The sequence below is a fragment of the Avibacterium sp. 20-132 genome (assembly GCF_023611925.1).
Taxonomy (GTDB): Bacteria; Pseudomonadota; Gammaproteobacteria; order Enterobacterales; family Pasteurellaceae; genus Avibacterium.
Map to the genome: position 1 here is coordinate 82,590 of NZ_CP091456.1, position 24,800 is coordinate 107,389.

Below are 24,800 nucleotides of genomic sequence, written 5' to 3' on the forward strand. Positions count from 1 at the left end.
ATAAAAAAGTGTTCATAAGGAAATCGACGATAATTTGTTTAGCACAAAACAAAATCACTGATGAGAGCTTATGAACACCTACAAACATCTTACACTTTGTGAACGAGAAAAGATAATGGTTTTTCACGCATTAGGCAAAACGATTACACAAATTGCCCAGCAATTACAGCGACATAAATCGACCATTTCACGAGAATTGAAGCGCTGTCAGGGCGAATATGCGGCATTATCAGCTCAAGAACACTATCAACAACAACGGGTAGAATGTAAACCCAAGCGAAAGTTAGCCAACCCGAAATTGTTTGATTTTGTTAAGCAAAAGTTCTTACAAGAGAATTGGTCGCCAGAGCAGATTGCCGCCCGTTTGAAATACGAACAAAGTGCGCTTTCTATTAGCTTTGTCAGTATTTACCGAGGGATTTATGCCGGGTGGTTTGATGAGAAAGGGTTATCGCACGGGGCAAGAGGGGCGATTCGGAAACTCCGTCATCGCGGGAAAAAGCGGCATACCAATGACTATGTGGAAAAACGCGGAAAAATCCCAATTAGTCATCATTTAACCGAACGACCAAGCGAAGCCGAAACTCGAAGCCGTTTAGGTGATTGGGAAGCAGATACCGTGTTGGGCGCAGCAGGCAAAGCCTGTTTATTGACCTTGACGGATAGAAAAAGCCGTTTTTCCCTCGTCAGAAAACTGCCTGCAAAGCGAGCAGAAAGCGTTGCTAAGGCAATGAGTGAAGCCTTGCACAATGAGCCTTTAGAGAGCATTACTCCAGATAGAGGGAAAGAATTTGCAAAACATCAGCAGGTAACGGAAAGACTTCAGGTTGAATTTTACTTTCCATTGCCCCACCAACCTTGGCAAAGAGGAACAAATGAAAACACGAACGGTTTACTAAGGGAGTATTTTCCGAAAGGTCGAGACATTACGCCCTTTTCAGAAGCACAAATACAAACCGTGGTCGATAAATTAAATCACCGACCACGCAAATGTTTAAACTGGAAAACGCCTTATGAAGTTTATTTTGATAAAGTGTTGCAGTTAGTTTGACAATCCAAGAGATAAAACTGATCTAACACAATATCTATATCGATATTGGCATCTATTGAGTGGGGAATTTTATCCATCAAAACTGAATGATGGAATAGGAGACAAAAATATTACATCTGTGAAAGATGTAAATGAAATTTTTGAAAAACTTGAAAAGGATCCACATATTAATTTTGTATGCTTTAATGATAGCCCTGATTTAACTGAACAAGAATTTTATCTAGTAAAAGAGCGCTTATTAAATGAATTAGAAAAAATCTTTCCTGAAAAGGCAAGTTTTGAAATATAGTGTATATTCTTCTAATATCTAATGCTAGCCTAAATACTCTATCCTTTCGTTAAGCTTAGAGCTAAAACTTTTGGTGTAATGGACAAAACTGTAGAAAAAGTGGTTCCCCTCTATACTATAAGGGGAGGGACCACTTTTTCTAAAATATAAATAAAAAATTTTCCATACTATCAATATGCTACTGTACATAAACATGGGGAGAAAAATAATATTCTACATTACAAATGCATAAACTGTAATGAAACTTTTACCTACCAGATAAAATCACATTCTACAAATATTTGGTTTGATTATTCTCAAGGAAAAAATCTACAAAGAACTTACGATTAAATATAAATATTGGGTTAAAACCATTCAGAAGTGATAAAATGCCTAAAACAATTTGAGCCTCTCCCTATTTTAAACTCTCTCAATACGGCTTCCTTTGATCCTGAATTTGGTATATTGGTAATGATGGATAATCAGAGTGAAAAATAATTTTTCATCAAACTATAAAATGAAAATCATCGAAAAAGCCTTAAAAGGCAACTGAAAAAATGAATTTTGCCATCGTTTATATTATTGGTATTTAAAGTATCAAAATTTTTAAATGAATACATTGAGAAATTTAATGAAAAAGGCTACGTATCCTTATAAAGGGAAGGATATTAGAGATACTTTTACTAGTATGAAATATTTATTTACCTTTGAAAGGTATTCTGAATTAAATATTAAAAGCACAAAAAACCAATTGAAAAGTTTATTTAGCACACTGAAACAAAATTTAAACAACCAAAACGGATTAAGTAAAATTTCAACATTATGTTTATAAAGAATTTTTTAATGAAAGAGTGGGGAAAATTATATTGAAATAACTAAATCCTACATTTTTTCATCACCCTGCTAAAAAACCTTTATAAACATGAGCTTATCCTTCCCTAAGCCATTAAGCACGAGAAATTTGTGTTTTAATTTTTTGAATAATCTTTCCTGATAATTGGCCGTTTTTTCAATGTCTAAAACAACCGACTTTTCATAAATGGAAAAAATAATTTTGATATCGTTTTAGACTTACATAAATATCTTAAAAAAACCGCACTTTCTTTCAAAAGTGCGGTACTTTTTTTCAGCAAAATTTATCTTATAATGCTTTTAATATATCATCCACACGCTCTTTTGCATCACCGAAGAGCATTTGTGTGTTTTCTTTGAAGAACAATGGGTTTTGTACGCCGGCGTAGCCTACAGCCATTGAGCGTTTGAATACCACCACATTAGCGGCTTTCCACACTTCTAGCACTGGCATTCCTGCGATTGGGCTGTTTGGATCATCCATTGCCGCAGGGTTTACGGTGTCATTTGCGCCGATAACTAAGACGACATCGGTATCAGCAAAATCATCGTTGATTTCGTCCATTTCTAATACCACGTCATAAGGTACTTTGGCTTCAGCGAGTAACACGTTCATATGACCCGGTAAACGCCCTGCTACTGGGTGAATACCAAAACGTACATTCACACCACGATCACGTAATTTTTGTGTAATTTCAGCCACGGGATATTGCGCTTGTGCCACCGCCATTCCATAGCCCGGTGTGATGATCACAGAGCTTGCATTTTTCAGCATTTCCGCCACTTCTTCCGCGCTTGTTTCACGGTGTTCGCCTTGTTCTTGATCACCACTTGCAACCACATCATTACCAAAACCGCCAGCGATAACACTGATAAATGAACGGTTCATTGCTTTACACATAATGTAAGAAAGAATCGCCCCTGAAGAGCCTACTAATGCCCCAGTTACGATCAAGAGATCATTATTAAGCATAAAGCCTGCTGCCGCCGCTGCCCAACCTGAATAAGAGTTCAGCATTGATACCACCACTGGCATATCTGCACCACCAATTGATGCCACTAAATGCCAACCAAAGGCAAGAGCAATGATAGTCATTAATAGCACTGGGAAGATATTTTCTGGCGAGCTTAAAAATGCGATCATTAATAACGCCGAAACCACTAACGCCGCTAAATTTAGTTTATGGCGATGCGGTAACATTAAGGCTTTAGAATTAATAATCCCACGTAGTTTACCGAATGCGACCACAGACCCAGTGAAAGTCACTGCCCCAATGAAGATGCCTAAGAAAACTTCAACATTATGGATAGTTGCTAAAGTCGCTTGTTCCGCATCAAATGCTGCTTTCGCATTTTCTAATGCCGCTTCACTGATAAATGCTGTACCTTCTAGTGCAACAAATTCAGGGGTAACGTGTAAGCCAAAGCTGTTAAAGCCGACCAACACAGCAGCAAGACCAACAAAGCTATGTAAAATAGCTACAAGCTCTGGCATTTCGGTCATTTCCACTTTCAATGCACGTTGGATACCTATCACCGCGCCAATCGCCATTGCAATTAAAATCCAAATTTGTCCTGACGTTTGTGGGCCAAAAATGGTTGCGATAAGGGCAATAGTCATCCCCACGATACCGTACCAACAACCTGCTTTAGCAGTTTCGTGTTTAGAAAGCCCTGCTAAGCTCATAATGAAAAGTAATGCCGCTACAATATATGCAGCCTGTACTAAACCTTCTGACATTGCTTTTTCTCCTTAACCTTTTCTAAACATTGCAAGCATACGTTGGGTCACTTTAAAGCCACCAAAGATATTGATACTTGCGACTAAAATTGCAATAAATGCGAGTAGGCTGATAAAGAAACTGCCTTGGGCAATTTGCAATAACGCTCCCACAATGATAATGCCTGAAATGGCGTTAGTTACTGCCATTAATGGGGTATGTAAGGCGTGGCTTACATTCCAAACCACATAGTATCCCACCACACAAGCAAGTACAAACACGGTGAAATGTGATAAGAACGCCGCAGGCATTACTGAACCTAGCCATAAGAACAGCACGCCAATTGCTCCCATAATACCGTATTTGATACGCGGGTCTTGTGGTTTTTGTTCTTTCTTCTCAACCACAACCTCAGCTTTTTGTTGTGGTTGGGCAGAAACTTGAATTGGCGGTGCTGGCCAAGTGATTTCACCATCGCGAATGACTGTTACACCACGTAACACAACATCATCAAAATCAATATTGATCGTACCGTCTTTCTCTTTACATAATAACTTCAGCAAATTCACTAAGTTTGTGCCATAAAGCTGAGAAGATTGCGTTGGCAAACGTGCTGGGAAATCCGTATAACCAATGATTTTCACTTGATTATCTGTCACGAAAATTTCACCCGGTTTAGTGTATTCACAGTTTCCTCCTGTTAATGCGGCTAAATCCACAATAACAGAACCCGGTTTCATTGAATCCACCATTTCTTTGGTAATTAAACGTGGTGCTGGTTTACCCGGAATAGCAGCGGTCGTGATGATAATATCCACTTCTTTCGCTTGTGCGGCATAAAGTTCCATCGCTCGGCGATTAAACTCTTCCGACATCACTTTTGCATAACCATCACCTGAGCCACCTTCTTCTTCAAAATCAATTTCTAAGAAGTCTGCACCCATTGATTGCACTTGCTCTTTTACTTCAGGGCGAGAATCAAAAGCACGCACAATCGCACCAAGGCTATTTGCTGTACCAATCGCAGCCAAACCGGCCACACCTGCCCCAATCACTAACACTTTCGCTGGCGGTACTTTACCTGCCGCAGTGATTTGCCCAGTGAAAAAACTACCGAATGCATTTGCCGCTTCCACCACAGCACGATAACCAGAAATATTGGCCATTGATGAAAGTGCGTCTAAAGACTGCGCACGTGAAATACGTGGCACAGCATCCATCGCTAAGACATTAATTTTTTTCGCAGATAATTTTTCCATTAATGCTTCATTTTGCGCAGGCCAAATAAAGCTAATTAAGGTTGCCCCTTCTTTAATTAAGGCAATTTCCTCATCACTAGGAGGGTTTACTTTCATAATTACATCAGCATTCCACACTTCTTGTGTTGTGCCAATTTTTGCGCCAGCTTGCACAAATGCTTGATCTTCAAAACTTGCTTTAAATCCTGCATCGTGTTCAACAATCACCTCAAAACCCAGCTTTAAAATTTGCTGTATTGTTTTTGGCGTTGCTGCTACACGTGTTTCATTATCAAGCCGTTCTCTAGGTACACCAATTAACATAATGTTTCCTTCAAATTGGTTGATGATACAATCTGGAAATCACTTCCCAGCCCATAAATGACAAAAGTCGAATCGTCCTAACTGTATCATTTATTACAAAAGAGGTACAAAAAGATTTTACAAATTTCATTGAAAAAATTTACCTATGAATAAATAGATTAAAAATTATCTAAAAATTTAGCTGATGAAATAATGATAAAAAAATCAATAAAAAGCACCGCACTTTTCTTTTTACCCACAACACAAAATGATACACTGCCGTTTTTAGTTATATAGGAATAAATAATGCAGTTACCCGCTCTTCAATCTGCCACCCTACTCCGCCGTTATAAACGCTTTCTTGCTGATGTCGAACTTGCCAATGGTGAAATACTCACGATTCACTGCGCAAATACGGGGGCGATGACAGGTTGTGGTGAAAAAGGGGATACCATTTGGTATTCAACCTCTGACAGTAAAACCCGAAAATACCCTCATTCTTGGGAACTTACCCAACTTCAAAATGGGCAAATGGTATGTATTAACACACACCATTCCAATCAACTCACCTTTGAAGCACTGCAAAATAAGCAAATCAAAGAATTAGCGGCATACAGCGAAATTCTGCCTGAAATGAAATATGGTGAAGAAAATAGCCGAATTGATTTCCTGCTTAAAGAGAAAGGCTTACCGGATTGCTATGTGGAAGTAAAATCCGTTACCTTAGTAAAAGGCAATCTGGGAATGTTTCCTGATGCGGTAACCACCAGAGGACAAAAACATTTACGAGAGCTAATGGCGATGAAAAAACTTGGCCATAGAGCAGTCATTTTTTTCGCTGGATTACACAACGGTTTTGATTGTTTCAAAGTCGCGGAATATATTGATCCTGAATACGCGAAGCTACTTCGCCAAGCCATAAAAGAAGGGGTTGAGGTGTATGCCTATGCGGGAGAATTCGAATTTTCTCATCACATTCCTACCGCACTTTCACTTACACATTTAGTGCCTTATATTGAATAAATAATTTATTGAGAATTATTTGCATTTATGTATTGACTTTATATTTGAGAACAATTATCATTTAATTCATTCAAACAATAATAGATAATCACTCCAACATTTTAGTGCCTCTCCCCCCACAGAAAGAGGCACTTTTTTTATATTTAATTTAAGTGTCTGCCGTTAATAGCTATGCTATTGTCGTCGCGTCTAAAATTAATTGCGTTACTGCTTCAGCTTGTGACATTAACGACGCATGACTTGCATCAAGACTGATAATTTTACGTGGTGAAATACGTTCTGCCATCATTTTTTGATTATCAGGGTGAATCATTCTATCTTGTGTAGAAATTTGATAAAAACTTGGCTTTATTTTCCACGCTACTTGGCTCACCGTATCAGCAAAGGTGGAAGCTAGTGGTGCTTTTTGTGTAATTGACAGTGGGTAAGCTTCATCTTCACTCACATCTTGGCAAAAACTTTGATGGTAGCGGTTTCGTTCTATCCATAGATAACCATCACTATCTCCGACAATCGCAGAAAAAGCCTCTGGTGGGTGCTGTTGGCTAATGCCTCCCGCACTTTCACCTACATCAGGGGCGAATGCAGCAATATAAACTAGGGCTTTTACATTTGGTAAATCCCCCATTTCAGTAATTACTTTCCCACCATAAGAATGCCCTACTAATACTACGGGTTTCTGAATTTGCTTTACCATTTTACGAGTACGTTCTGCATCATCAGCTAAAGAAGTCAGCGGATTTTCTACCGCATAAACGTCTGTATATCCCTGTTTTTTGAGTTCCTTAAGTACAAGGTTCCAATGACTTGCCCCTCCCCAAAATCCATGCACTAAAACAATCGCTGGTTTTTCCATTTTTGGCTCCTAAATTTGTATAAAAGTTGTAATAAATCTTGCGCGATTATACGCTTGGCATATCTAAAGACAATCAGCGGTAATAGGATCATCCCTCTAAATTTAATAGATTCTATCAATTAAAAACAATAAAAACGCCATTTTTATAGACATCTTAGCAATCATTTAATGAACGTAGTTGCTTTCCTTCATCATCAAAATTATCCGCTGCAAGCCAACGTTCAAATTTCGGTTTCATTCTCTGCCATTCTTCTTTTAGCATTGAAAACCACGCGGTATCACGATTACGCTCTTTATAAACTGCAGCACGTCTAAAAATCCCTTCAAACTGAAAACCAAGGCGTTTTGCCGCATTAAATGAGGCTTGATTTAAACTATCACATTTCCATTCATAACGACGATATTTGAGTTTATCAAACACATATTGCATTGCGAGATATTGTGCTTCCGTTGCCACGCGAGAATGTTTTAGCAAGTTAGAATAAATCACCCAGCCCATTTCGATAGAGCGATTTTGTGGGTCAATGCGCATTAAAGAAAATATTCCCACCACCTTTTGGCTCGCCTTATCAATAATCGCTAAATAATAAGGATCAGCACTGTTCGCCCATTCTTGCAGAAGCTGTTGTGCGGCTTGCTCATTAGGTTGTGCGGAAATAGGCAGATAAGTCCATTGGCTTTCTGGGCTATCTGGCCCAATAAACTTATAAATATCCTTAAAATGACGATCGACACAAAGGTGTTGCAAACAACAATATTGCCCTTCTATTAGCTGAATATTTGGCAATTCCCCTCGCGTAAAATCGACAATAGGCTCTCCAATAGGCTGATTGAGATGATTAAGCGGCATTATTTTCTCCCTATAAAATTGCATATATCTTGTATAAAAAATAACATAAAATACAAGTGCGGTCAGATTTTTCACCATTTTTACAAGGACATTTAATGATAACGCCAAGCCAGATTATCCAATACATTGCCAAACATTATCAGGTTAATCCCGCCTATTTGTGGGCAAAATTTCCTGAGTATGGGGTTTTTCGCCACCTAAATAGCGGTAAATGGTTTGCCATTTTAATGAATATCCCCGGCAATAAAATTGGCTTGTCTCATACAGAAACCATTTGGATTATAAATGTTAAAGCCCAGCCTGAAATGATTGGTGCGTTACGTATGATAAAAGGGGTTTATCCCGCCTATCATATGAATAAAGAACATTGGATGAGTCTCCATTTAGCGGAAATTTCCCCTTCATTATTATGGGAATGTATTCAAGACAGTTTTTCTTTAACTCAACAGAAAAAACGATAAACCAGCGCGTTATTCCGTTGAAAAAAACATCATAAAAAATGACCGCACTTTAAATATCGCGAAAATTTGCCATCATATTCTTTTTTCTTCAAAATTTCTCACCAATATTGCCTTTTCATTTGGCTAATATTATCTATAATAACCCACACATTACAGGATTATTTATTATAGGATACATCAATGACAGATCTCACAACTCAACTGGCTGAGCTGAAACGCGGCACGGATCAAATTTTTTCAGAACAAGATTTAATTGAAAAACTTAAAGAAAATCGTCCTTTACGCGTAAAATTGGGGGCTGATCCTACTGCGCCAGATATTCACTTGGGGCATACCGTGGTGCTAAATAAATTACGCCAATTCCAGAACTTTGGTCATCACGTGATGTTTTTAATCGGCGATTTCACCGCCACAGTGGGCGATCCATCAGGTAAAAACGCAACGCGTCCACCGCTTTCTCGTGAAGATGTACTACGCAATGCGGAAACCTATAAAGAACAAATTTTCAAAATTTTAGATCCAGAAAAAACTGAAATTGTGTTCAATTCTGATTGGTTAGGTGAATTAGGTACGGTTGGAATGATCCGTTTAGCCTCAAATTATACGGTAGCTCGAATGTTAGAACGTGATGATTTCAAAAAACGTTTTAGTAATAACCAACCTATTGCCATTCACGAATTTATCTACCCATTATTGCAAGGTTATGACTCGGTCCATTTGAAAGCCGATGTGGAATTAGGCGGGACAGACCAAACCTTTAACTTGCTAATTGGGCGTGAATTGCAAAAATCAGATGGGCAAAAACCACAAGTGGCAATCACACTTCCGTTACTCGTGGGCTTAGACGGTGAGAAAAAAATGTCAAAATCACTCGGCAACTACATTGGGGTAAACGAAGCACCAAATGAAATGTTCGGTAAAGTGATGTCTATTTCCGATGAATTAATGTGGGATTGGTATGATTTGCTTTCTTTCCGCCCATTAAGCGAAATTGCACAATTTAAGCAAGATGTGGCTGACGGACGTAATCCACGTGATATTAAAGTATTACTGGCAAAAGAAATTACCGCGCGTTTCCATTCCGAAGCCGACGCCAACGCCGCAGAACAAGCATTTATTAACCGTTTCCAAAAGGGGGCAATACCTGATGAAATGCCTGAATTTACCTTTGAGGGCGAAATTGGTTTAGCCAATTTATTAAAAGAGGCAGGGCTTGTAAGTTCCACCTCTGAAGCGATGCGTATGGTGCAACAAGGTGGGGTAAAAATTGATGGTGAAAAGGTAGAAAATGCTAAAGCCATTATTTATGCCTCCAGCGCTGTATATCAAGTGGGTAAACGCAAATTTGCACGCGTTACGGTAAAATAATAGGGCAAGATGTTAGGCGTATGAAAATACGCCTTCTTTTTTATCAATCCGCTAAATGGATTTTGCTATCAGTAAATAGCGATCTTTCATTTTAAAATTGAACACCGACAAATAACATTTCGCCTCATAGCAAAACATTATGCTAGCAATATGTGCTACATATTGGGCAAGGTTATTTATTGATGAAATTAACAAGATTTTATAAGACAAGAAAGGTGAAAAAATGTCAGAAAAAGTTTGGGTATTAGGTGATGCCGTTGTGGATTTAATCCCTGATGGCAAACAACATTATTTACGTTGTGCTGGTGGTGCGCCAGCCAATGTTGCTGTTGGTATCGCCCGTTTAGGCGGTGAAAGTGGTTTTATTGGTAAGGTAGGAAAAGATCCCCTTGGTGAATTTATGCAACAGACCTTGCAACAAGAAAAGGTGGATACCACGTTTATGACCTTAGATCCCACACAACGCACTTCAACAGTTGTGGTTGGTTTAGATCAAGGGGAACGCAGTTTTACCTTTATGGTAAACCCAAGTGCGGATCAATTTTTACACGTTTCTGAACTTCCCACTTTCACTCAAGGACAATGGCTACACTGCTGTTCTATTGCGTTAATTAACGATCCTTCCCGCACGGCGACTTTCACTGCAATGAAAAATATTCATCAAGCGAAAGGCTATGTCTCTTTCGATCCCAATTTGCGTGAAAGCCTATGGCAAAGCCTTGATGAAATGCGTGAAGTGGTAATGCAAGCAGTCGCTTTAGCTGATGTGCTGAAATTTTCGGAAGAAGAACTCACCTTTCTAACAGAAACAGACAGCCTTGAAAAAGCCTTTGAAAAAATCACCGCACTTTATCCACAAAAGCTGATTATTGTTACGCTAGGCAAAGAAGGCGCACTTTATCATTTCAATGGCACAAAAGAAATTATTGTAGGTAAAGCCTTACAGCCTGTTGATACTACGGGGGCAGGCGATGCCTTTGTTGGCGGATTACTGGCTGGGCTTTCGCAAAAACCAAATTGGGACACAGACAATGCAACATTAGTAGAAATTTTACGTCAAGCCAATGCTTGTGGTGCTTTAGCAACCACCGCAAAAGGCGCAATGTCTGCCCTGCCAAATCAAGCGCAATTAATCCATTTTTTAAATCAATAAGGAGAACGCTGATGATAATTTTCAACGAAGGAAAATACAAAAGCCTCTATGCTGCCGAACAAGGTGAGTTAGCAAAAATTGCTCAAACGGTCGCACAAGATAAGGATTTTCGCCCAGTTTATCATCTTGCTCCGCCAACAGGATTACTTAATGATCCAAATGGCTTAATTTTTGACGGAGAAAAATATCATCTTTTTTATCAATGGTATCCTTTTGATGCCCTTCACGGAATGAAGCATTGGCAACATTTTACGACACAAGATTTTCAACAATTCACCCAAGCCGATCTCCTTATACCTTGTGAATTGTATGAAAGCCACGGCTGTTATTCTGGTGGGGCGCTATTAATTGACGGCAACATTGTCGTGTTCTACACGGGCAATACCAGACGCCCAAGTGATAATCAACGTGTACCTTACCAAAATCTTGCAATTTTCAGCAAAGCAGGAAAATTGTTGAGTAAACGCCCCCTAATTGACCAAGCACCAAAAGGTTATACCGAACACGTACGCGATCCAAAACCATTCCTAACCAAAGAGGGCAAAATCCGCTTTATTTGTGGCGCGCAACGGGAAAATTTGACGGGTACTGCACTGGTATTTGAAATGGATAATTTAGCTGATACCCCACGTTTATTAGGTGAACTTGCCCTGCCTGACTTTGATAATCAAGGCGTATTTATGTGGGAATGCCCTGACTTATCGCAAATTGGCGATCAATCCCTGTTTATCTGGTCGCCCCAAGGCAAAGCCCGTGAAAGCGAGCAATATCAAAATAATTATCACGCCGTCTATGCACTGGGCAATATTAACGATCGCCAATTCCACGCCGAACACATTGCTGAATTGGATCAAGGCTTTGATTTCTATGCTCCACAAACCTTTTCTGGTACGCAAACGATGCTGTTCGGCTGGGTTGGATTACCTGATTTAAGCTACCCTACGGATTGCTACAAATGGCATTCAATTCTTTCATTGCCACGCCAATTACGTTTACAAAACGGTAAAATCTATCAACAACCCATTGAAAATATTTATAAAAATATTACCGCACTTCAATCTACTCACGTTCAAAAAGAGACTGTTATTGCAAATTTAGATCGTGCTTATATCAAATTTGATGCTGAGGCTCAGCCATTCACATTAAACTTTTTTACTAATGCACAAAATCAGCATTTAACCCTAAGTTATGATGGCAAAGTGCTATGCCTAGATCGTCGCCAAACTGAACAAACCGATTCGATGAAATCCTTTGGTGACAGGCGTTATTGCCGTATTGAAGGCTTGCATCAAGTGGAAATATTCTTTGATCGCTCGGTGATTGAAATTTTTCTTAATCAAGGTGAAAAAACAATGACTTCACGCTTCTTTATTTGTGCTAGAGAAAATCTAATCCGTACAAATAGACCGCTTGCATTACAAGTGGGCTATCCAACTGCCATCACTTACCACACTAAAAGTTAGAGAAATTTAAAGCAAGGCTTTTTTCTTTATATGCTACAAAAAATAGAAAAAGTGCGGTACAATTCCGCACTTATTTTTATCTAAAATTAACCAATCGCCGAGAAAATAATGGAAGCATTTAATCAATATATTCCTGATGAAATCACGATGTGTCGTTTTGGGGCAAAATTAATGCAAATTGCAAGCAATATCCCGACAGATAACGGCATTATTATTTATTTAAACGGCGATCTTGGGGCAGGCAAAACCACGTTAAGCCGTGGGATGATTCAAGGGCTAGGTTATTCAGGCAAGGTAAAAAGCCCCACTTATACGTTAGTTGAAGAATATCATTTAACGGAAAAATCAATTTATCATTTTGATTTATATCGTTTAAGCGATCCCGAAGAATTGGAGTTTATGGGCATTCGTGATTATTTTAATGCGCAAAGTATTTGCTTGATCGAATGGTCGGAAAAAGGGCGAGGTCTATTACCGCCAGCCGATCTCATTATCAATATTGACTATGTTGATGATGCACGTAATGTTGCACTCCTTCCCAACTCCAGAGAAGGTAAACAAATTTTACAATTAATGAAACAAACTATTTCGTCACCCAGTTAAATAAAAATGATGAAAAAATATTATTTATTTCTTACCGCACTTTGTTCCTGTGTATTGCTCACTACACCGGCATTTGCTGCTGCGTGGACTATTGCTATCGATCCCGGCCACGGTGGAAAAGATCCAGGAGCAATCAGCCGTACGCAGAAAATCTATGAAAAAAATGTTACGCTTTCTATTGCCAGAGAGCTAAAAGCCTTATTGGATAAAGATCCCAATTTCCGTGCGGTTCTCACTCGTAAAGGCGACTATTATATTTCTGTTCCTGAACGTTCTGAAATTGCACGTAAATACAAAGCAAACTATTTGGTTTCTATTCACGCAGATTCCTCCGTTTCACCAGATTTACGCGGTGCTTCCGTGTGGGTGCTGTCTAATCGTCGTGCAAACAGTGAAATGGGGCAATGGTTGGAAGATCACGAAAAGCGTTCCGAGCTATTAGGTGGCGCAGGCTCAGTGCTTGCTTCACATAAAGAGAAATATTTAGATCAAACGGTGCTTGATTTACAATTTGGTCATAGCCAACGTGTCGGCTATGAACTGGGATCGATTGTGTTACGCCGTTTTGCTCAAATCACGACGTTAAGCCGTAGCACGCCACAACACGCGAGTCTTGGGGTATTGCGTTCGCCAGATATTCCTTCGATCTTAGTGGAAACGGGTTTTTTGTCTAACCCTGATGAAGAAAAAAAACTTAATTCTCTTGCATATCGCAAAAAATTAGCCCGTGTTATTTATGATAGTCTGGTTGAATTTCGTCGCCGTAATGTCAAAACGGAAATCAATGTGGCTAAAACACCTAGTACAGAAAGTGCGGTCAAAAATACGCGTGAAACCACTAGCAACTTACCAAAAGATAGCGGTATTCGCCATAAAGTGAAAAATGGTGAAAGTCTTGGGGGATTAGCAAACAAATATAATGTCAAGATGAATGACATTATTGCATTAAATCAGCTTAAACGCCGTGAGCTTTGGATTGGTGAAACCATTAAAATCCCTGATAATGGTAAAAATAGCAAAACAGAAAACAGCAAGTCGAACAGCACAAATACAGATAGCAGAAAAACAGATAAAACGGCGAATAAAAATACAAAAACCGAGAATAAAGGAAAAGATAAAACAACACCGAAATTCCATACAGTGAAAAAAGACCAAACCCTGTATGCGATTTCTCGTGAGTATAATATTCCTGTGCCTACCTTATTGAAATTAAATCCAAAACTCAAAGATGGGAAAGTAAAAACAGGACAAAAAATTCAGCTAAGGAATTAGGAAAAACAATGCCAATAAAAATTCTGCCACCTCAGCTTGCTAATCAAATCGCCGCTGGTGAAGTTGTTGAACGTCCCGCGTCAGTCGTCAAAGAACTGGTAGAAAACAGCCTTGATGCTGGTGCAACGAAAATTCAGGTAGATATTGAAAATGGCGGTGCAAATTTAATTCGTATTCGAGACGATGGTATCGGTATCGCAAAAGATGAACTCGCCTTAGCCCTTGCTCGTCACGCTACGAGCAAAATCGCCAGTCTTGAGGATTTAGAGGCCATTTTAAGTTTAGGCTTCCGCGGTGAGGCGTTAGCAAGTATTAGTTCCGTTTCTCGCCTGACCCTGACTTCTCGTACCGAACAACAAAAAGAAGCATGGCAGGTTTATGCGCAAGGGCGAGATATGGAAACCACCATCAAACCAGCTTCACACCCAGTGGGAACAACGGTTGAAGTGGCTAATTTATTTTTTAATACGCCAGCAAGACGCAAATTTTTACGCACTGATAAAACTGAATTTGCTCATATTGATGAAGTGATCCGTCGTATCGCCTTAGCAAAACCACATATTGCCTTTACGCTTACCCATAATGGGAAAACAGTGCGTCAATACAAAAGTGCGGGGGATTTTTCGCAAAAATTAAAACGAATTGCAGCGATTTGTGGGGAAGAATTTGTTCAACACGCCTTACATATTGATTGGAAACACGATGATCTCCATCTTTCAGGCTGGGTTGCCGATCCTTTCTTTAAGCATACCCAAAATGATTTAAACTATTGCTATGTAAATGGCAGAATGGTACGCGATAAAGTGATCACTCACGCCATACGCCAAGCCTATGCAGAACATTTAGAGAGCAATGAATATCCTGCTTATATTCTTTTTATTGATATTAATCCCAATGATGTAGATGTTAATGTTCACCCAACAAAGCACGAAGTTCGCTTCCAGCAAGCTCGCCTTGTTCACGATTTTATCTATCAAGGCATACAAAATGCCCTGCTTACAAGCTTAGAACTCGGCGGAAAAATGCTTAATGCTGAACATAAACTAATGCAACAACCGCTCTCGTCTGAACCCAGCGAACAAGCCACATCACAAGTGCAAGAACCTGACGGGGTATGGCAACCTAATGTTGGAAAACTTAATCGTAGTGCAGCAGGAAGAAATATTTTTCAACCAACGGACTATTCTGTTTCCCCTTCGCTAAATAAAGAAAAAGCGACAAATCATCCCTCTATTCCACCAGCAGGTTATATCAAGCCAAAGAGCGAAATCACTAAAACAGAAAGTCAGGCTTATGGCGAATTACTTCGCCCAGCCTCACCGACACAGGGAGAAAACCCAGTTTTAACCGTTCAAGCGACGCAAGAAAGTTCACTGCCAACTAGCCGAATGTTACGCGCATTAGCCTTAGTGCAAAATCAAGCGCTACTTTTACAGCAAGAGCAGGAATTTTATTTATTACCGATCAAAAAATTACAACAAATGCAAACGATGTTGTCTTTGCAGGAAAAAGATATTGCCCAGCAAGCATTATTAATTCCTATACTCTTCCGCTTAGATGAAAAACAGCAATCGGCTTGGGAAAAACAACACACATTTTTCGCTCAAATCGGTTTTCACTTTAATGAAAATCTTACTCAACATCGAATTAGCCTGATTAAGGTGCCTGCCAGCTTACGCCAGCATAATTTACAGCAATGTGTAGGGAACTTACTCAATCAACAAAACGAAAATATGCACCAATTTTTGACCGCACTTTGTCAACAGCTTGATTATACAACGATAGACGTATTTGGAGATGCGGTAAATTTACTCAATGAAACCGAACAATTATTACATCGACAGCCAAATCAATCGCTTTCTCAGCTATTTATTCCTATTGATTGGCAAATCTATTTAGGGAAGGAAAATAGCTAATGCACACAAAGCCACGAGCCATTTTCTTAATGGGACCAACTGCTTCAGGAAAAACAGACTTAGCGATCAAATTACGCCAACATTTCCCAGTTGAAGTCATCAGCGTCGATTCTGCCTTAATTTATCGGGGAATGGATATTGGCACTGCAAAACCAAATGCCGCTGAACTTGCTCTTGCTCCGCATCGTTTAATTGATATAAAAGATCCCAGTGAAAGCTATTCGGCGGCAAATTTTCGCCACGATGCCTTACTGGAAATGGAAAACATCAGTAAACAGGGTAAAATCCCCTTGTTAGTCGGTGGCACAATGCTCTATTACAAAGCCTTGCTGGAAGGGCTTTCACCATTACCTTCGGCAGATGAACGTTTACGCCAAGAAATTGAGCAAAAAGCAGTGCAAATCGGTTGGAATGGCTTACATCAAGAGTTAGCAAAAATCGATCCTATTTCTGCGCAACGTATTAACCCGAATGACAGCCAACGGATCAACCGTGCGTTAGAAGTGTTTTATCTCACGGGAAAATCGCTCACTGAACTGACTGAGCAAAAAGGTGAGGCGCTGCCTTATGACATCACACAATTTACCATCGCCCCACAAGAACGCCAAGTATTACACCAACGTATTGAACTGCGTTTTCATAAAATGATTGAACAAGGTTTTCAACAAGAAGTCGAAAAACTTTATCAACGTGGTGATTTACACGCTGATTTACCTTCTATTCGCTGTGTTGGTTACCGCCAAATGTGGGATTATTTGCAGGGGGATTATGATCATCAAGAAATGATATTTCGTGGAATCTGTGCAACTCGCCAGCTGGCTAAGCGCCAGCTTACTTGGTTACGTGGCTGGAAATCACCGATAACTTGGTTAGATAGTCTCAGCCCTGATAAATCCTTTATGCAAATCGCGCAAACGTTAAAATAATTGAGGCATAGTGATGACATCTGTCAAGATTATTGCTATATTGGCTCACGGAGACGATTTTTGTTCCCCATAAAAAACCCTATAACTAATATAAGAAGGAAAATAACAATGGCAAAAGGACAATCATTACAAGATCCTTACTTAAACGCATTACGTCGCGAACGTATTCCTGTATCCATTTATTTAGTCAATGGCATTAAATTACAAGGACAAATTGAGTCTTTCGATCAATTCGTCATTTTATTAAAAAACACTGTAAATCAAATGGTTTACAAACACGCAATTTCAACTGTTGTGCCTGCTCGTGCAGTTTCTCATCATAATAATCAAGCTCACCAGCAACAACATAATGCAACGCAAGAAATGGCGACAGAAACCTCAGCAGAATCACAGACTGAATAATTTTGGATCATTTAGCTTTTCCAAGTGCGGTGAAAAATTCAGATGAAATTTCTACCGCACTTTTTTCATCATCACAAAACCACTCGCAACAGGCTATTTCGCAAGATCGAGGCATTATTGTACAAGCCTTTTTTTCTGCTGATAAAAATCTTGATGACTTAACTGAATTCCAGTTGCTTGCTGAATCTGCGCAAGTAGACATTGCCACCATTATCACCACAAGCCGTGCCACGCCACAAGCGAAGTATTTCGTTGGACAAGGCAAAGCAGAAGAAATTGCCCAAGCAGTAAAAGATCACAACGCCAATGTGATTTTAATCAATCATTGTTTGACACCCGCACAAACGCGTAATTTAGAAAGCCTATGTGAATGTCGTGTCGTAGATCGCACAGGGTTAATTTTAGATATTTTCGCCCAGCGCGCACGCTCTCACGAAGGGAAATTACAAGTCGAATTAGCCCAATTAAAACATCTTGCCACTCGTTTAATTCGGCGCAAAACAGGCTTGGATCAACAAAAAGGTGCGGTAGGCTTACGAGGGCCGGGAGAAACCCAATTAGAAAGCGATCGACGATTGATTAAAGTTCGTATTGCACAATTGCAACATCGCTTAAATAAAGTAGAAAAACAACGTCATCAAAATCGTCAGACAAGAAAGAAAGCAGATATTGCCACGATTTCATTGGTCGGTTATACCAATGCGGGTAAATCCACCTTGTTTAATTTGCTCACCAAGGCAGAAGTTTATGCGGCAGATCAACTTTTTGCTACCCTTGATCCTACCCTCCGCCGTTTGAACATTCCAGATATTGGTAGCACAATTTTAGCAGACACGGTAGGCTTTATTCGAGATCTACCACACGATCTGGTTTCCGCGTTCAAATCCACCTTACAAGAAACCAGCGAGGCAAGCCTGTTATTACACGTTGTGGATTGCGCTGATGTACGAAAACGAGAAAATATCAATGCGGTAAATGAGGTTTTGCAACAAATCCAAGCCAATCAAGTCCCTACATTACTGGTTTATAACAAAATTGATCAAGTGGAAAACCTTGTTCCACATATTGAATATGATGATCAAAATCGCCCAGTGGGCGTGTATATTTCTGCCCATTTACAACAAGGTATTCCCTTATTATTTGAAGCCATTCGACAAAAATTAAGCAAAAGGATTGTGCAATTACAACTTTGTTTGCCACCGCAAGCTGGCAAAATCCGTCATTGGCTATATGAAATGGATTGTATTCGTGAAGAAAAAATCAGTGAACAAGGGGAATTTTTACTCAAGGTAAATATTGAGCAAAGCGAATGGCAAAAATTATTAAAAAAACAACCGCACTTAGCAAACTACCAAGATGAATAAAAGTTGCTTTTGCGGTATTTCCCCCTTATTTTCCTATGCCATATTGTTTTAATTTATTGGCGATAGCAGTATGCGAAACGCCTAATCTTGAAGCCAGCTTTCTGGTGCTAGGATATTCCTCATAAAATTTCTGTAACACCATTGCCTCAAAATTATTCATAATTTCATCAAGGGTTTGATTAGCAAATTGCTCAATACTTGGTAATGCAATTTCCTGCTCCACTAAGTGCAAATCCGCAATAGCAAGCTGATTATTCTCAGCCAAAGAACAAGCTCGATATAACGCATTGTGCAATTCTCGTACATTCCCCGCCCAAGTATAATGGGCAAGATAATTTAAAAATGCGCTATCAAAATGGGGGACGGAAATCCCTAGCTGTTGGCTAATTTGTTGGACAAATAATGTGGTAAGTTGTGGAATATCTTCTTTGCGTTCACGTAGCGCTGGAATATTAAGACTTAATACATTAAGACGATGAAATAAATCTTCACGCATTTTGCCTTTTTCTACATAATGACTGAGGGGAACTTGTGAGGTACAAATCACACGAACATTGGCATAATGCTCTTTTTCCTCGCCCACACGGCGAAAAGTACCATCATTTAAAAAACGTAATAATTTTGCCTGTAAACTAAGTGGCAACTCTGCCACGCTATCTAATAATACGCTACCCCCATTCGCATATTCAAAAAAGCCTTGATTTACCGTTTCCCCATAAGCTCGCCCGAACATTTCACTTTCTGCATCTTCACTCGGTAAACCGGCACAATTGACCGCAATAAACTTATTTTCTCTTCTTTGACTAGAAAAATGGCAAGCTTTGGCGATAAGATCTTTCCCCGTACCGGTTTCACCTTGAATAAGCAAAGGCGCATCAAGCAGAGCAAATTTTTTGGCTTTTTCCACCACCTCTTGCATTTTGCGACTTTGTGTAACCACTTGTGAAAAAAGATTTTTTTCTGCTGACATTACTGGCTTTCCATCCCATTTTTCTGATAAAACTGGCAAACATTGTAAACTTTTCCGTAAAAATGGAAAGAAAAATTTACAATCTTAATCGTCTTTTAAGGTAGCCGTTTATTTTTAAGAATAGACCTATTGAAATGATAACGGTTATCAATTAAAATCTTTCCCCTTTATTTATTCGCTCATAGGAAATATCGTGTTTGAATTAAACGCAGTGTCGTTCGCCTTGCCTGAAAAAGTGTTGTTGCACCCTATATCACTGCAATTTAACACGGGAAAAATCTATGGCATTATTGGACCAAACGGATCGGGAAAATCAACCTTAATCAAACTTCTCGCTCGCCAACAAATGCCAACCAGTGGGCAACTCAAATTTAATCAACGTGTCATTCAGCAATGGAAACATAGAGCCTTTGCGCGCGAAGTTGCCTATCTGCCACAATATTTGCCACAGGCAAATAACCTAACCACCAGAGGGCTGCTACAAATGGGGCGTTATGCGTGGAATGGACTATTAGGGCGTAACCTCAAACAAGACGAACAAGCCATTCAAAATGCGCTTGAATGGACAAATATGCAAAGCTACGCCGATCAATTCGTCGATACCCTTTCAGGGGGTGAACGTTCTCGTGTATGGCTTGCAATGTTACTGGCTCAACAAAGCCGTTTTTTATTATTAGATGAACCGTTAGCAGCATTGGATATTGCACATCAAGTGGAAGTGATGCAACTCATTCAAAAACTGGTGAAAAACTTAAATCTAGGGGTGATTATTGTGATCCACGACATCAATCTTGCCGCACGTTTTTGTGATGAGCTAATCGCCTTGCAGTCGGGCAAATTATTAATGCAAGGCTCCCCACAAAACATAATGACACCACAAGCCTTAGCACAGATTTATCATATTCATTTACAGGTGCAAGCTCATCCCATTGATCACATTCCTGTTGCATTTTTTTAAGGGGAAATAGTGAAAATACTGGCTTATTTCTTACACATTTTTCTACTTATTTTTACAACACCTGTGCTTGCTAGTGCGAAAGTAGCAACCTTAGACTGGACCATTGCTGAAACCCTATTAGGGCTAGGTGTTTCCCCGACTGCGGTTGGTGATAAGCAAAGTTACCAAAATTGGGTGAATGAACCCAGCTTGCCTGCTACAACGATTGATTTAGGAACAAGATTGCAACCGAATAAAGAATTGCTTGCACAACTTGATATTGATGCCTTTCCTAATAGCGATATGTATCTTGCGACTGCACAGGCTAATTTACCTTATTTACGCAATATCAATAACATCCCCTTAGTCAATTTCTATAAAACAGGGGATTTTTGGCAAAACCAACTACAAGCAACACGCCAACTTGCACAAGTAATCAATGTTGATCCCACCGCCCTGATTACGCAAACATTAACTACGTTTGCAAGCCAGAAAGCCGCACTTCAAGAGGTGCGAGATCGTCCTTTATTAATCGTACAATTTATTGATGGTCGTCATCTGCGAGTGTATGGCAAACAAAGCCTACCGGGTGTCGTTCTAACACAACTCGGTCTCCAAAATGCGTGGCAAGGGCAGGTAAACTTATGGGGATTTAGCCTAATTAGCCTCAATCAACTGGCTCAATTTGCGCAAGCTAAACTGGTGATCATCAAGCCTTATCCCCAAAATGTTCCGAAAGAGTTAGCGAATAATAGCCTATGGCAAACGCTTCCTTTAGCGAAAGATCCTCTCATTCTTCCTGCCATTTGGACATTCGGAGCATTACCATCTGCACAGCGTTTAGCCATTGCATTAAGCCAAGGGTTACGCCAACCACAAGGGGAACAAGCAAAATGGTAACACGCCGTTTAATGCCAAGCCTTGCTGTCATCGTAGTGATTTTATTTGTTCTCGTGCTTTTTCAACAACTCGGGCAAAGCGACACGAGTCAGCTACTCGTCTTTAATTTTACCTTGCCAAGAGTGTTAATGGCGATTTTATCTGGAGTGAGTTTAGGGATTGCTTCGTTGCTCTTACAACAAATAATGAATAATTCACTTGCTTCAGACAGCACACTTGCCGTCAGTGCAGGGGCGCAATTTAGCCTTTTTGTGGTAACACTATTTTTCCCTAGTCTATTACAATGGGGGGCAACGCCCATCGCCTTTATCGGCGCATTATTTGCACTCAGCTTAGTCTTACTCCTCGCTTGGCGAAAAATGATTTCCCCTTTGTTGATTGTCCTTGCAGGACTTGTCGTGAACTTTTATCTCGGCGCATTTTCCTCTTTACTCATTCTTTTTTATCCTGAGGAAAGTCGTGGTTTACTCCTGTGGGGAAGTGGCTCATTAGTTCAAGAAAGCTGGTATGATAGCCTCACTCTATTGCCATTACTGGCGCCAGCCATTTTGGCTGTCATCTTACTTAGCCCCGCTTTACAAGCATTACAACTCGAAGAAAGCAATGCACAAAGTTTAGGCGTGAATGTAAAAAAAATTCGCATTATTGGCATTTTACTCGCGGCTTATTTGGTCGCCATCGTGGTCAGCCGTGTTGGTATGCTTGCCTTTATTGGCTTAGCCGCAACTACGCTTGCTCGCCAATTCCCAGATTACCGCATTAAAACCTTATTATGGCGAAGTGCCTATTTTGCCAGCAGTTTATTACTTATCGCCGATCTCAGCCTGCAATTACTCGAAAAATGGCAAACGATGACCTTACCAACAGGCTCAATTACCGCCCTGCTCGGCACACCGTTATTATTATGGCTCGTCTTTAAACATCGCCAACAATATGGACGCGTACAAGAAAATGCCATAACGTGGAAAAATACGCCGCAAAAAAGCACCGCACTTTATTTACCTTTACTTTTACTGGCTGCGCTATCCTGTTCCTTATGGCTAGCGCAAGGAATAGATGGCTGGCAAATCTATTTGGACAATAACCTGTTTACCTTGCGTTTTCCTCGCATTGCCTATGCATTTTGTACGGGAATAATGCTTGCCGTAGCTGGAACCCTATTACAACGACTAAGCCACAACCCAATGGCAAGCCCTGAATTGCTTGGCATTACCTCTGGGGTAAGCTTTGGTGTATTGCTTGCCATTTTTATCACCGGCACCACCTTACTCAGCCAATATGCCCTATGGGGAGGATTGGGAGCGTGCTTCATTGTCTGGCTGATTTGGATAATCAATCGCCGTAATGGTTTACAGCCCGATCAAGTATTACTCACAGGAATAAGCATTTCAGCCTTATTTGAAGCGGTACAACGAATACTGGTTGCAAGCGGCGATCCGCGAGCTTGGCAATTATTAAATTGGGGATCAGGTTCAACCTATTACGCAACAAATGATGTGGCAATCCCAATGCTGTTTATCGCGATTATCCTCTTTTTATTCAGCTTTATTTTCGTCCGTTGGCTAGATTTATTTGCACTAAATAGCGTCATTGCCCAATCTCTTGGGGTAAATATACTCAAGGCACGCGGTATCCTATTTGCTTTTGCCATTTTACTCACGCTATTTGCGACCTTGCTCATTGGTGCATTAAGTTTTATCGGCTTGCTTGCGCCCCATTTAGCCTACCACCTAGGCTTTCGCCATAGTAAAAACCAACTCCTCGCCGCAGGATTATTAGGCGGAACCATTATGGTTATTGCCGATTGGCTAGGACGCCAGCTGCTATTTCCCTATGAAATTCCAGCAGGCTTGATTGCTACCTTACTCGGTGGCAGCTATTTTTTATGGCTAATGAGAAAAATATAACGAATTTTACGGAAAATTCATAAGATGTTGTTACAGAGTTTTCCTCCCTTAAGTAAGCACATTACTTAAGTAATCCCTCGCCAAGTGCGAATTTGGAGGAATTTTATACCGCACTAAAAATAGTGCCATTATAAAGTGCGGTCAAAAAATTCCAATTTTTTGATGATAAAGATAGGAGAAATCCAATGAAAAAACTCACACAACTTACCTTAATTTGCGGACTTGCTTTGCCTTTTGCCAGCCAAGCACACGATCTATGGGCTTATGCCCAACAAGCCGAAGCGGGCAAAGATTTGCTTGCAGTGCTTGGCTATGGCGATCACTTTCCTGAAGGAGAAAAAATTGCCGAGGGACGTTTAAATATCTTAAATCCGTTGGTGTTGCATCGTGCGGACGGCACAAGCACTACCCTAACCCAAAAGGGCGAAAATTACCATTATGTTACCACCAGCCCATTGGCGAAAGCAGAATACAAAATTTCAGGTAGCTACAAACCAACCTTCTGGTCAAAAAATGACAATGGTTGGAAACGTGAAAACCTCAGTCAAATGAAAGATGCCAATTACTGTGAAGAATCCAGTATGTTTTCATCTACCTATGTGAATACAGGGGTTGAGGTTAGCGACTTTGCTATCAAACCTGTTGGGTTAGATTTAGAAATTGTTCCCTTAGTTGATCCAACCACCTTAAGTCCGATGGAGGTTTTCCCTGTACAGGTGCTATATAAAGGGCAACCAGCCAAAGGCATTACGGTGATTGGAACGACAAACGAATTTACCAAACTTGATGAAAAAGCGGTTTATGATCACCGTGAACCACAAGCATTTTCAGGTAAAACGGATTCACAAGGAAAAGTGAATTTTATTCCAGCCCTAAAAGGCACTTGGAAAATCAAGGCAATTTATGAAATGGATTACCCAGATCAAAAAATCTGCCAAAAACGTAAATTGTATAGCACTTATACATTTAGTATTAAATAATAAACGATTAGGCTAG

The 24,800-nt window shown here is 40.0% G+C and carries 22 protein-coding genes; 17 read left to right on the forward strand and 5 right to left on the reverse strand.

Features of this window, described 5'->3' with window-relative positions:
* The first annotated feature begins 70 nt into the window (after nt 1-70).
* Together L4F93_RS00350 and L4F93_RS00355 are read left to right on the forward strand one after the other, a co-directional pair.
* The gene (locus tag L4F93_RS00350; RefSeq protein WP_250350143.1) at nt 71-1,051 is read left to right on the forward strand and encodes an IS30 family transposase; all 981 of its coding nucleotides are present in this window, start codon (nt 71-73) and stop codon (nt 1,049-1,051) included.
* 55 nt (nt 1,052-1,106) lie between these two features.
* Nucleotides 1,107-1,340, forward strand: coding sequence for a hypothetical protein (locus L4F93_RS00355; RefSeq protein WP_250350584.1), 234 nt, complete (start codon nt 1,107-1,109; stop codon nt 1,338-1,340).
* A gap of 1,120 nt (nt 1,341-2,460) precedes the next feature.
* On the opposite strand, the gene pntB is transcribed toward L4F93_RS00355, so the two are convergent.
* Together pntB and pntA are read right to left on the reverse strand one after the other, a co-directional pair.
* Complete coding sequence (gene pntB / locus L4F93_RS00360) at nt 2,461-3,912, reverse strand: Re/Si-specific NAD(P)(+) transhydrogenase subunit beta (protein ID WP_250350585.1); 1,452 nt, start codon at nt 3,910-3,912, stop codon at nt 2,461-2,463.
* 12 nt (nt 3,913-3,924) lie between these two features.
* Entirely contained in the window at nt 3,925-5,454 is a 1,530-nt protein-coding gene (gene pntA / locus L4F93_RS00365; protein ID WP_250350586.1) for a Re/Si-specific NAD(P)(+) transhydrogenase subunit alpha, read from the reverse strand.
* A gap of 285 nt (nt 5,455-5,739) precedes the next feature.
* Here pntA and sfsA point away from each other — a divergent pair, with 285 nt between their 5' ends.
* Nucleotides 5,740-6,456 carry a DNA/RNA nuclease SfsA gene (gene sfsA / locus L4F93_RS00370; RefSeq protein ID WP_250350587.1) on the forward strand — a complete coding sequence of 239 codons (717 nt, stop codon included), beginning with the start codon at nt 5,740-5,742 and terminating at the stop codon, nt 6,454-6,456.
* 169 nt (nt 6,457-6,625) lie between these two features.
* Here sfsA and L4F93_RS00375 read toward each other — a convergent pair whose 3' ends face one another.
* The gene (locus tag L4F93_RS00375) at nt 6,626-7,312 is read right to left on the reverse strand and encodes an alpha/beta hydrolase (protein ID WP_250350588.1); all 687 of its coding nucleotides are present in this window, start codon (nt 7,310-7,312) and stop codon (nt 6,626-6,628) included.
* Between the two features lie 154 nt (nt 7,313-7,466).
* Nucleotides 7,467-8,162, reverse strand: coding sequence for a GNAT family N-acetyltransferase (locus tag L4F93_RS00380; RefSeq protein WP_250350589.1), 696 nt, complete (start codon nt 8,160-8,162; stop codon nt 7,467-7,469).
* Between the two features lie 95 nt (nt 8,163-8,257).
* On the opposite strand from L4F93_RS00380, the gene L4F93_RS00385 reads away from it, so the two are divergent.
* The 10 genes from L4F93_RS00385 to hflX all read left to right on the forward strand — a co-directional run bounded on the left by L4F93_RS00385 (nt 8,258) and on the right by hflX (nt 19,090).
* Entirely contained in the window at nt 8,258-8,623 is a 366-nt protein-coding gene (locus L4F93_RS00385) for an MmcQ/YjbR family DNA-binding protein (protein ID WP_250350590.1), read from the forward strand.
* Nucleotides 8,624-8,803: 180 nt separating this feature from the next.
* Nucleotides 8,804-9,991 carry a tyrosine--tRNA ligase gene (gene tyrS, locus L4F93_RS00390; RefSeq protein ID WP_250350591.1) on the forward strand — a complete coding sequence of 396 codons (1,188 nt, stop codon included), beginning with the start codon at nt 8,804-8,806 and terminating at the stop codon, nt 9,989-9,991.
* 223 nt (nt 9,992-10,214) lie between these two features.
* Nucleotides 10,215-11,144 carry an aminoimidazole riboside kinase gene (locus tag L4F93_RS00395; protein ID WP_250350592.1) on the forward strand — a complete coding sequence of 310 codons (930 nt, stop codon included), beginning with the start codon at nt 10,215-10,217 and terminating at the stop codon, nt 11,142-11,144.
* An 11-nt stretch (nt 11,145-11,155) separates the two neighbouring features.
* Nucleotides 11,156-12,607 (forward strand): glycoside hydrolase family 32 protein, encoded by a 1,452-nt coding sequence (locus L4F93_RS00400; RefSeq protein WP_250350593.1) that lies wholly within the window; start codon nt 11,156-11,158, stop codon nt 12,605-12,607.
* Nucleotides 12,608-12,715: 108 nt separating this feature from the next.
* A complete protein-coding gene (gene tsaE / locus L4F93_RS00405; protein WP_250350594.1) occupies nt 12,716-13,210 on the forward strand; it encodes a tRNA (adenosine(37)-N6)-threonylcarbamoyltransferase complex ATPase subunit type 1 TsaE in 495 nt (164 codons plus the stop codon).
* A 9-nt stretch (nt 13,211-13,219) separates the two neighbouring features.
* Nucleotides 13,220-14,482 carry an N-acetylmuramoyl-L-alanine amidase gene (locus L4F93_RS00410; protein WP_250351711.1) on the forward strand — a complete coding sequence of 421 codons (1,263 nt, stop codon included), beginning with the start codon at nt 13,220-13,222 and terminating at the stop codon, nt 14,480-14,482.
* A gap of 8 nt (nt 14,483-14,490) precedes the next feature.
* On the forward strand, nt 14,491-16,398 hold the full coding sequence (gene mutL, locus L4F93_RS00415) for a DNA mismatch repair endonuclease MutL (protein ID WP_250350595.1): 1,908 nt from the start codon (nt 14,491-14,493) through the stop codon (nt 16,396-16,398).
* A complete protein-coding gene (gene miaA, locus L4F93_RS00420; RefSeq protein ID WP_250350596.1) occupies nt 16,398-17,324 on the forward strand; it encodes a tRNA (adenosine(37)-N6)-dimethylallyltransferase MiaA in 927 nt (308 codons plus the stop codon). The genes mutL and miaA overlap by 1 nt, the downstream gene beginning before the upstream one ends.
* A gap of 108 nt (nt 17,325-17,432) precedes the next feature.
* Nucleotides 17,433-17,726 (forward strand): RNA chaperone Hfq, encoded by a 294-nt coding sequence (gene hfq / locus L4F93_RS00425; RefSeq protein WP_250350597.1) that lies wholly within the window; start codon nt 17,433-17,435, stop codon nt 17,724-17,726.
* Between the two features lie 2 nt (nt 17,727-17,728).
* The gene (hflX, locus tag L4F93_RS00430) at nt 17,729-19,090 is read left to right on the forward strand and encodes a ribosome rescue GTPase HflX (protein ID WP_250350598.1); all 1,362 of its coding nucleotides are present in this window, start codon (nt 17,729-17,731) and stop codon (nt 19,088-19,090) included.
* A gap of 25 nt (nt 19,091-19,115) precedes the next feature.
* Here the strand turns inward: hflX and L4F93_RS00435 are convergent, their stop codons facing one another.
* Nucleotides 19,116-20,060, reverse strand: coding sequence for a sigma 54-interacting transcriptional regulator (locus L4F93_RS00435; RefSeq protein WP_250350599.1), 945 nt, complete (start codon nt 20,058-20,060; stop codon nt 19,116-19,118).
* A 193-nt stretch (nt 20,061-20,253) separates the two neighbouring features.
* On the opposite strand from L4F93_RS00435, the gene L4F93_RS00440 reads away from it, so the two are divergent.
* The 4 genes from L4F93_RS00440 to L4F93_RS00455 all read left to right on the forward strand — a co-directional run bounded on the left by L4F93_RS00440 (nt 20,254) and on the right by L4F93_RS00455 (nt 24,784).
* Nucleotides 20,254-21,018, forward strand: coding sequence for an ABC transporter ATP-binding protein (locus L4F93_RS00440; protein ID WP_250350600.1), 765 nt, complete (start codon nt 20,254-20,256; stop codon nt 21,016-21,018).
* Between the two features lie 9 nt (nt 21,019-21,027).
* Entirely contained in the window at nt 21,028-21,897 is an 870-nt protein-coding gene (locus L4F93_RS00445) for an ABC transporter substrate-binding protein (RefSeq protein WP_326938199.1), read from the forward strand.
* A complete protein-coding gene (gene fhuB / locus L4F93_RS00450; RefSeq protein ID WP_250350601.1) occupies nt 21,891-23,804 on the forward strand; it encodes a Fe(3+)-hydroxamate ABC transporter permease FhuB in 1,914 nt (637 codons plus the stop codon). The genes L4F93_RS00445 and fhuB overlap by 7 nt, the downstream gene beginning before the upstream one ends.
* A 185-nt stretch (nt 23,805-23,989) precedes the next feature.
* The gene (locus L4F93_RS00455; RefSeq protein WP_250350602.1) at nt 23,990-24,784 is read left to right on the forward strand and encodes a DUF4198 domain-containing protein; all 795 of its coding nucleotides are present in this window, start codon (nt 23,990-23,992) and stop codon (nt 24,782-24,784) included.
* Nucleotides 24,785-24,800: the final 16 nt, after the last annotated feature.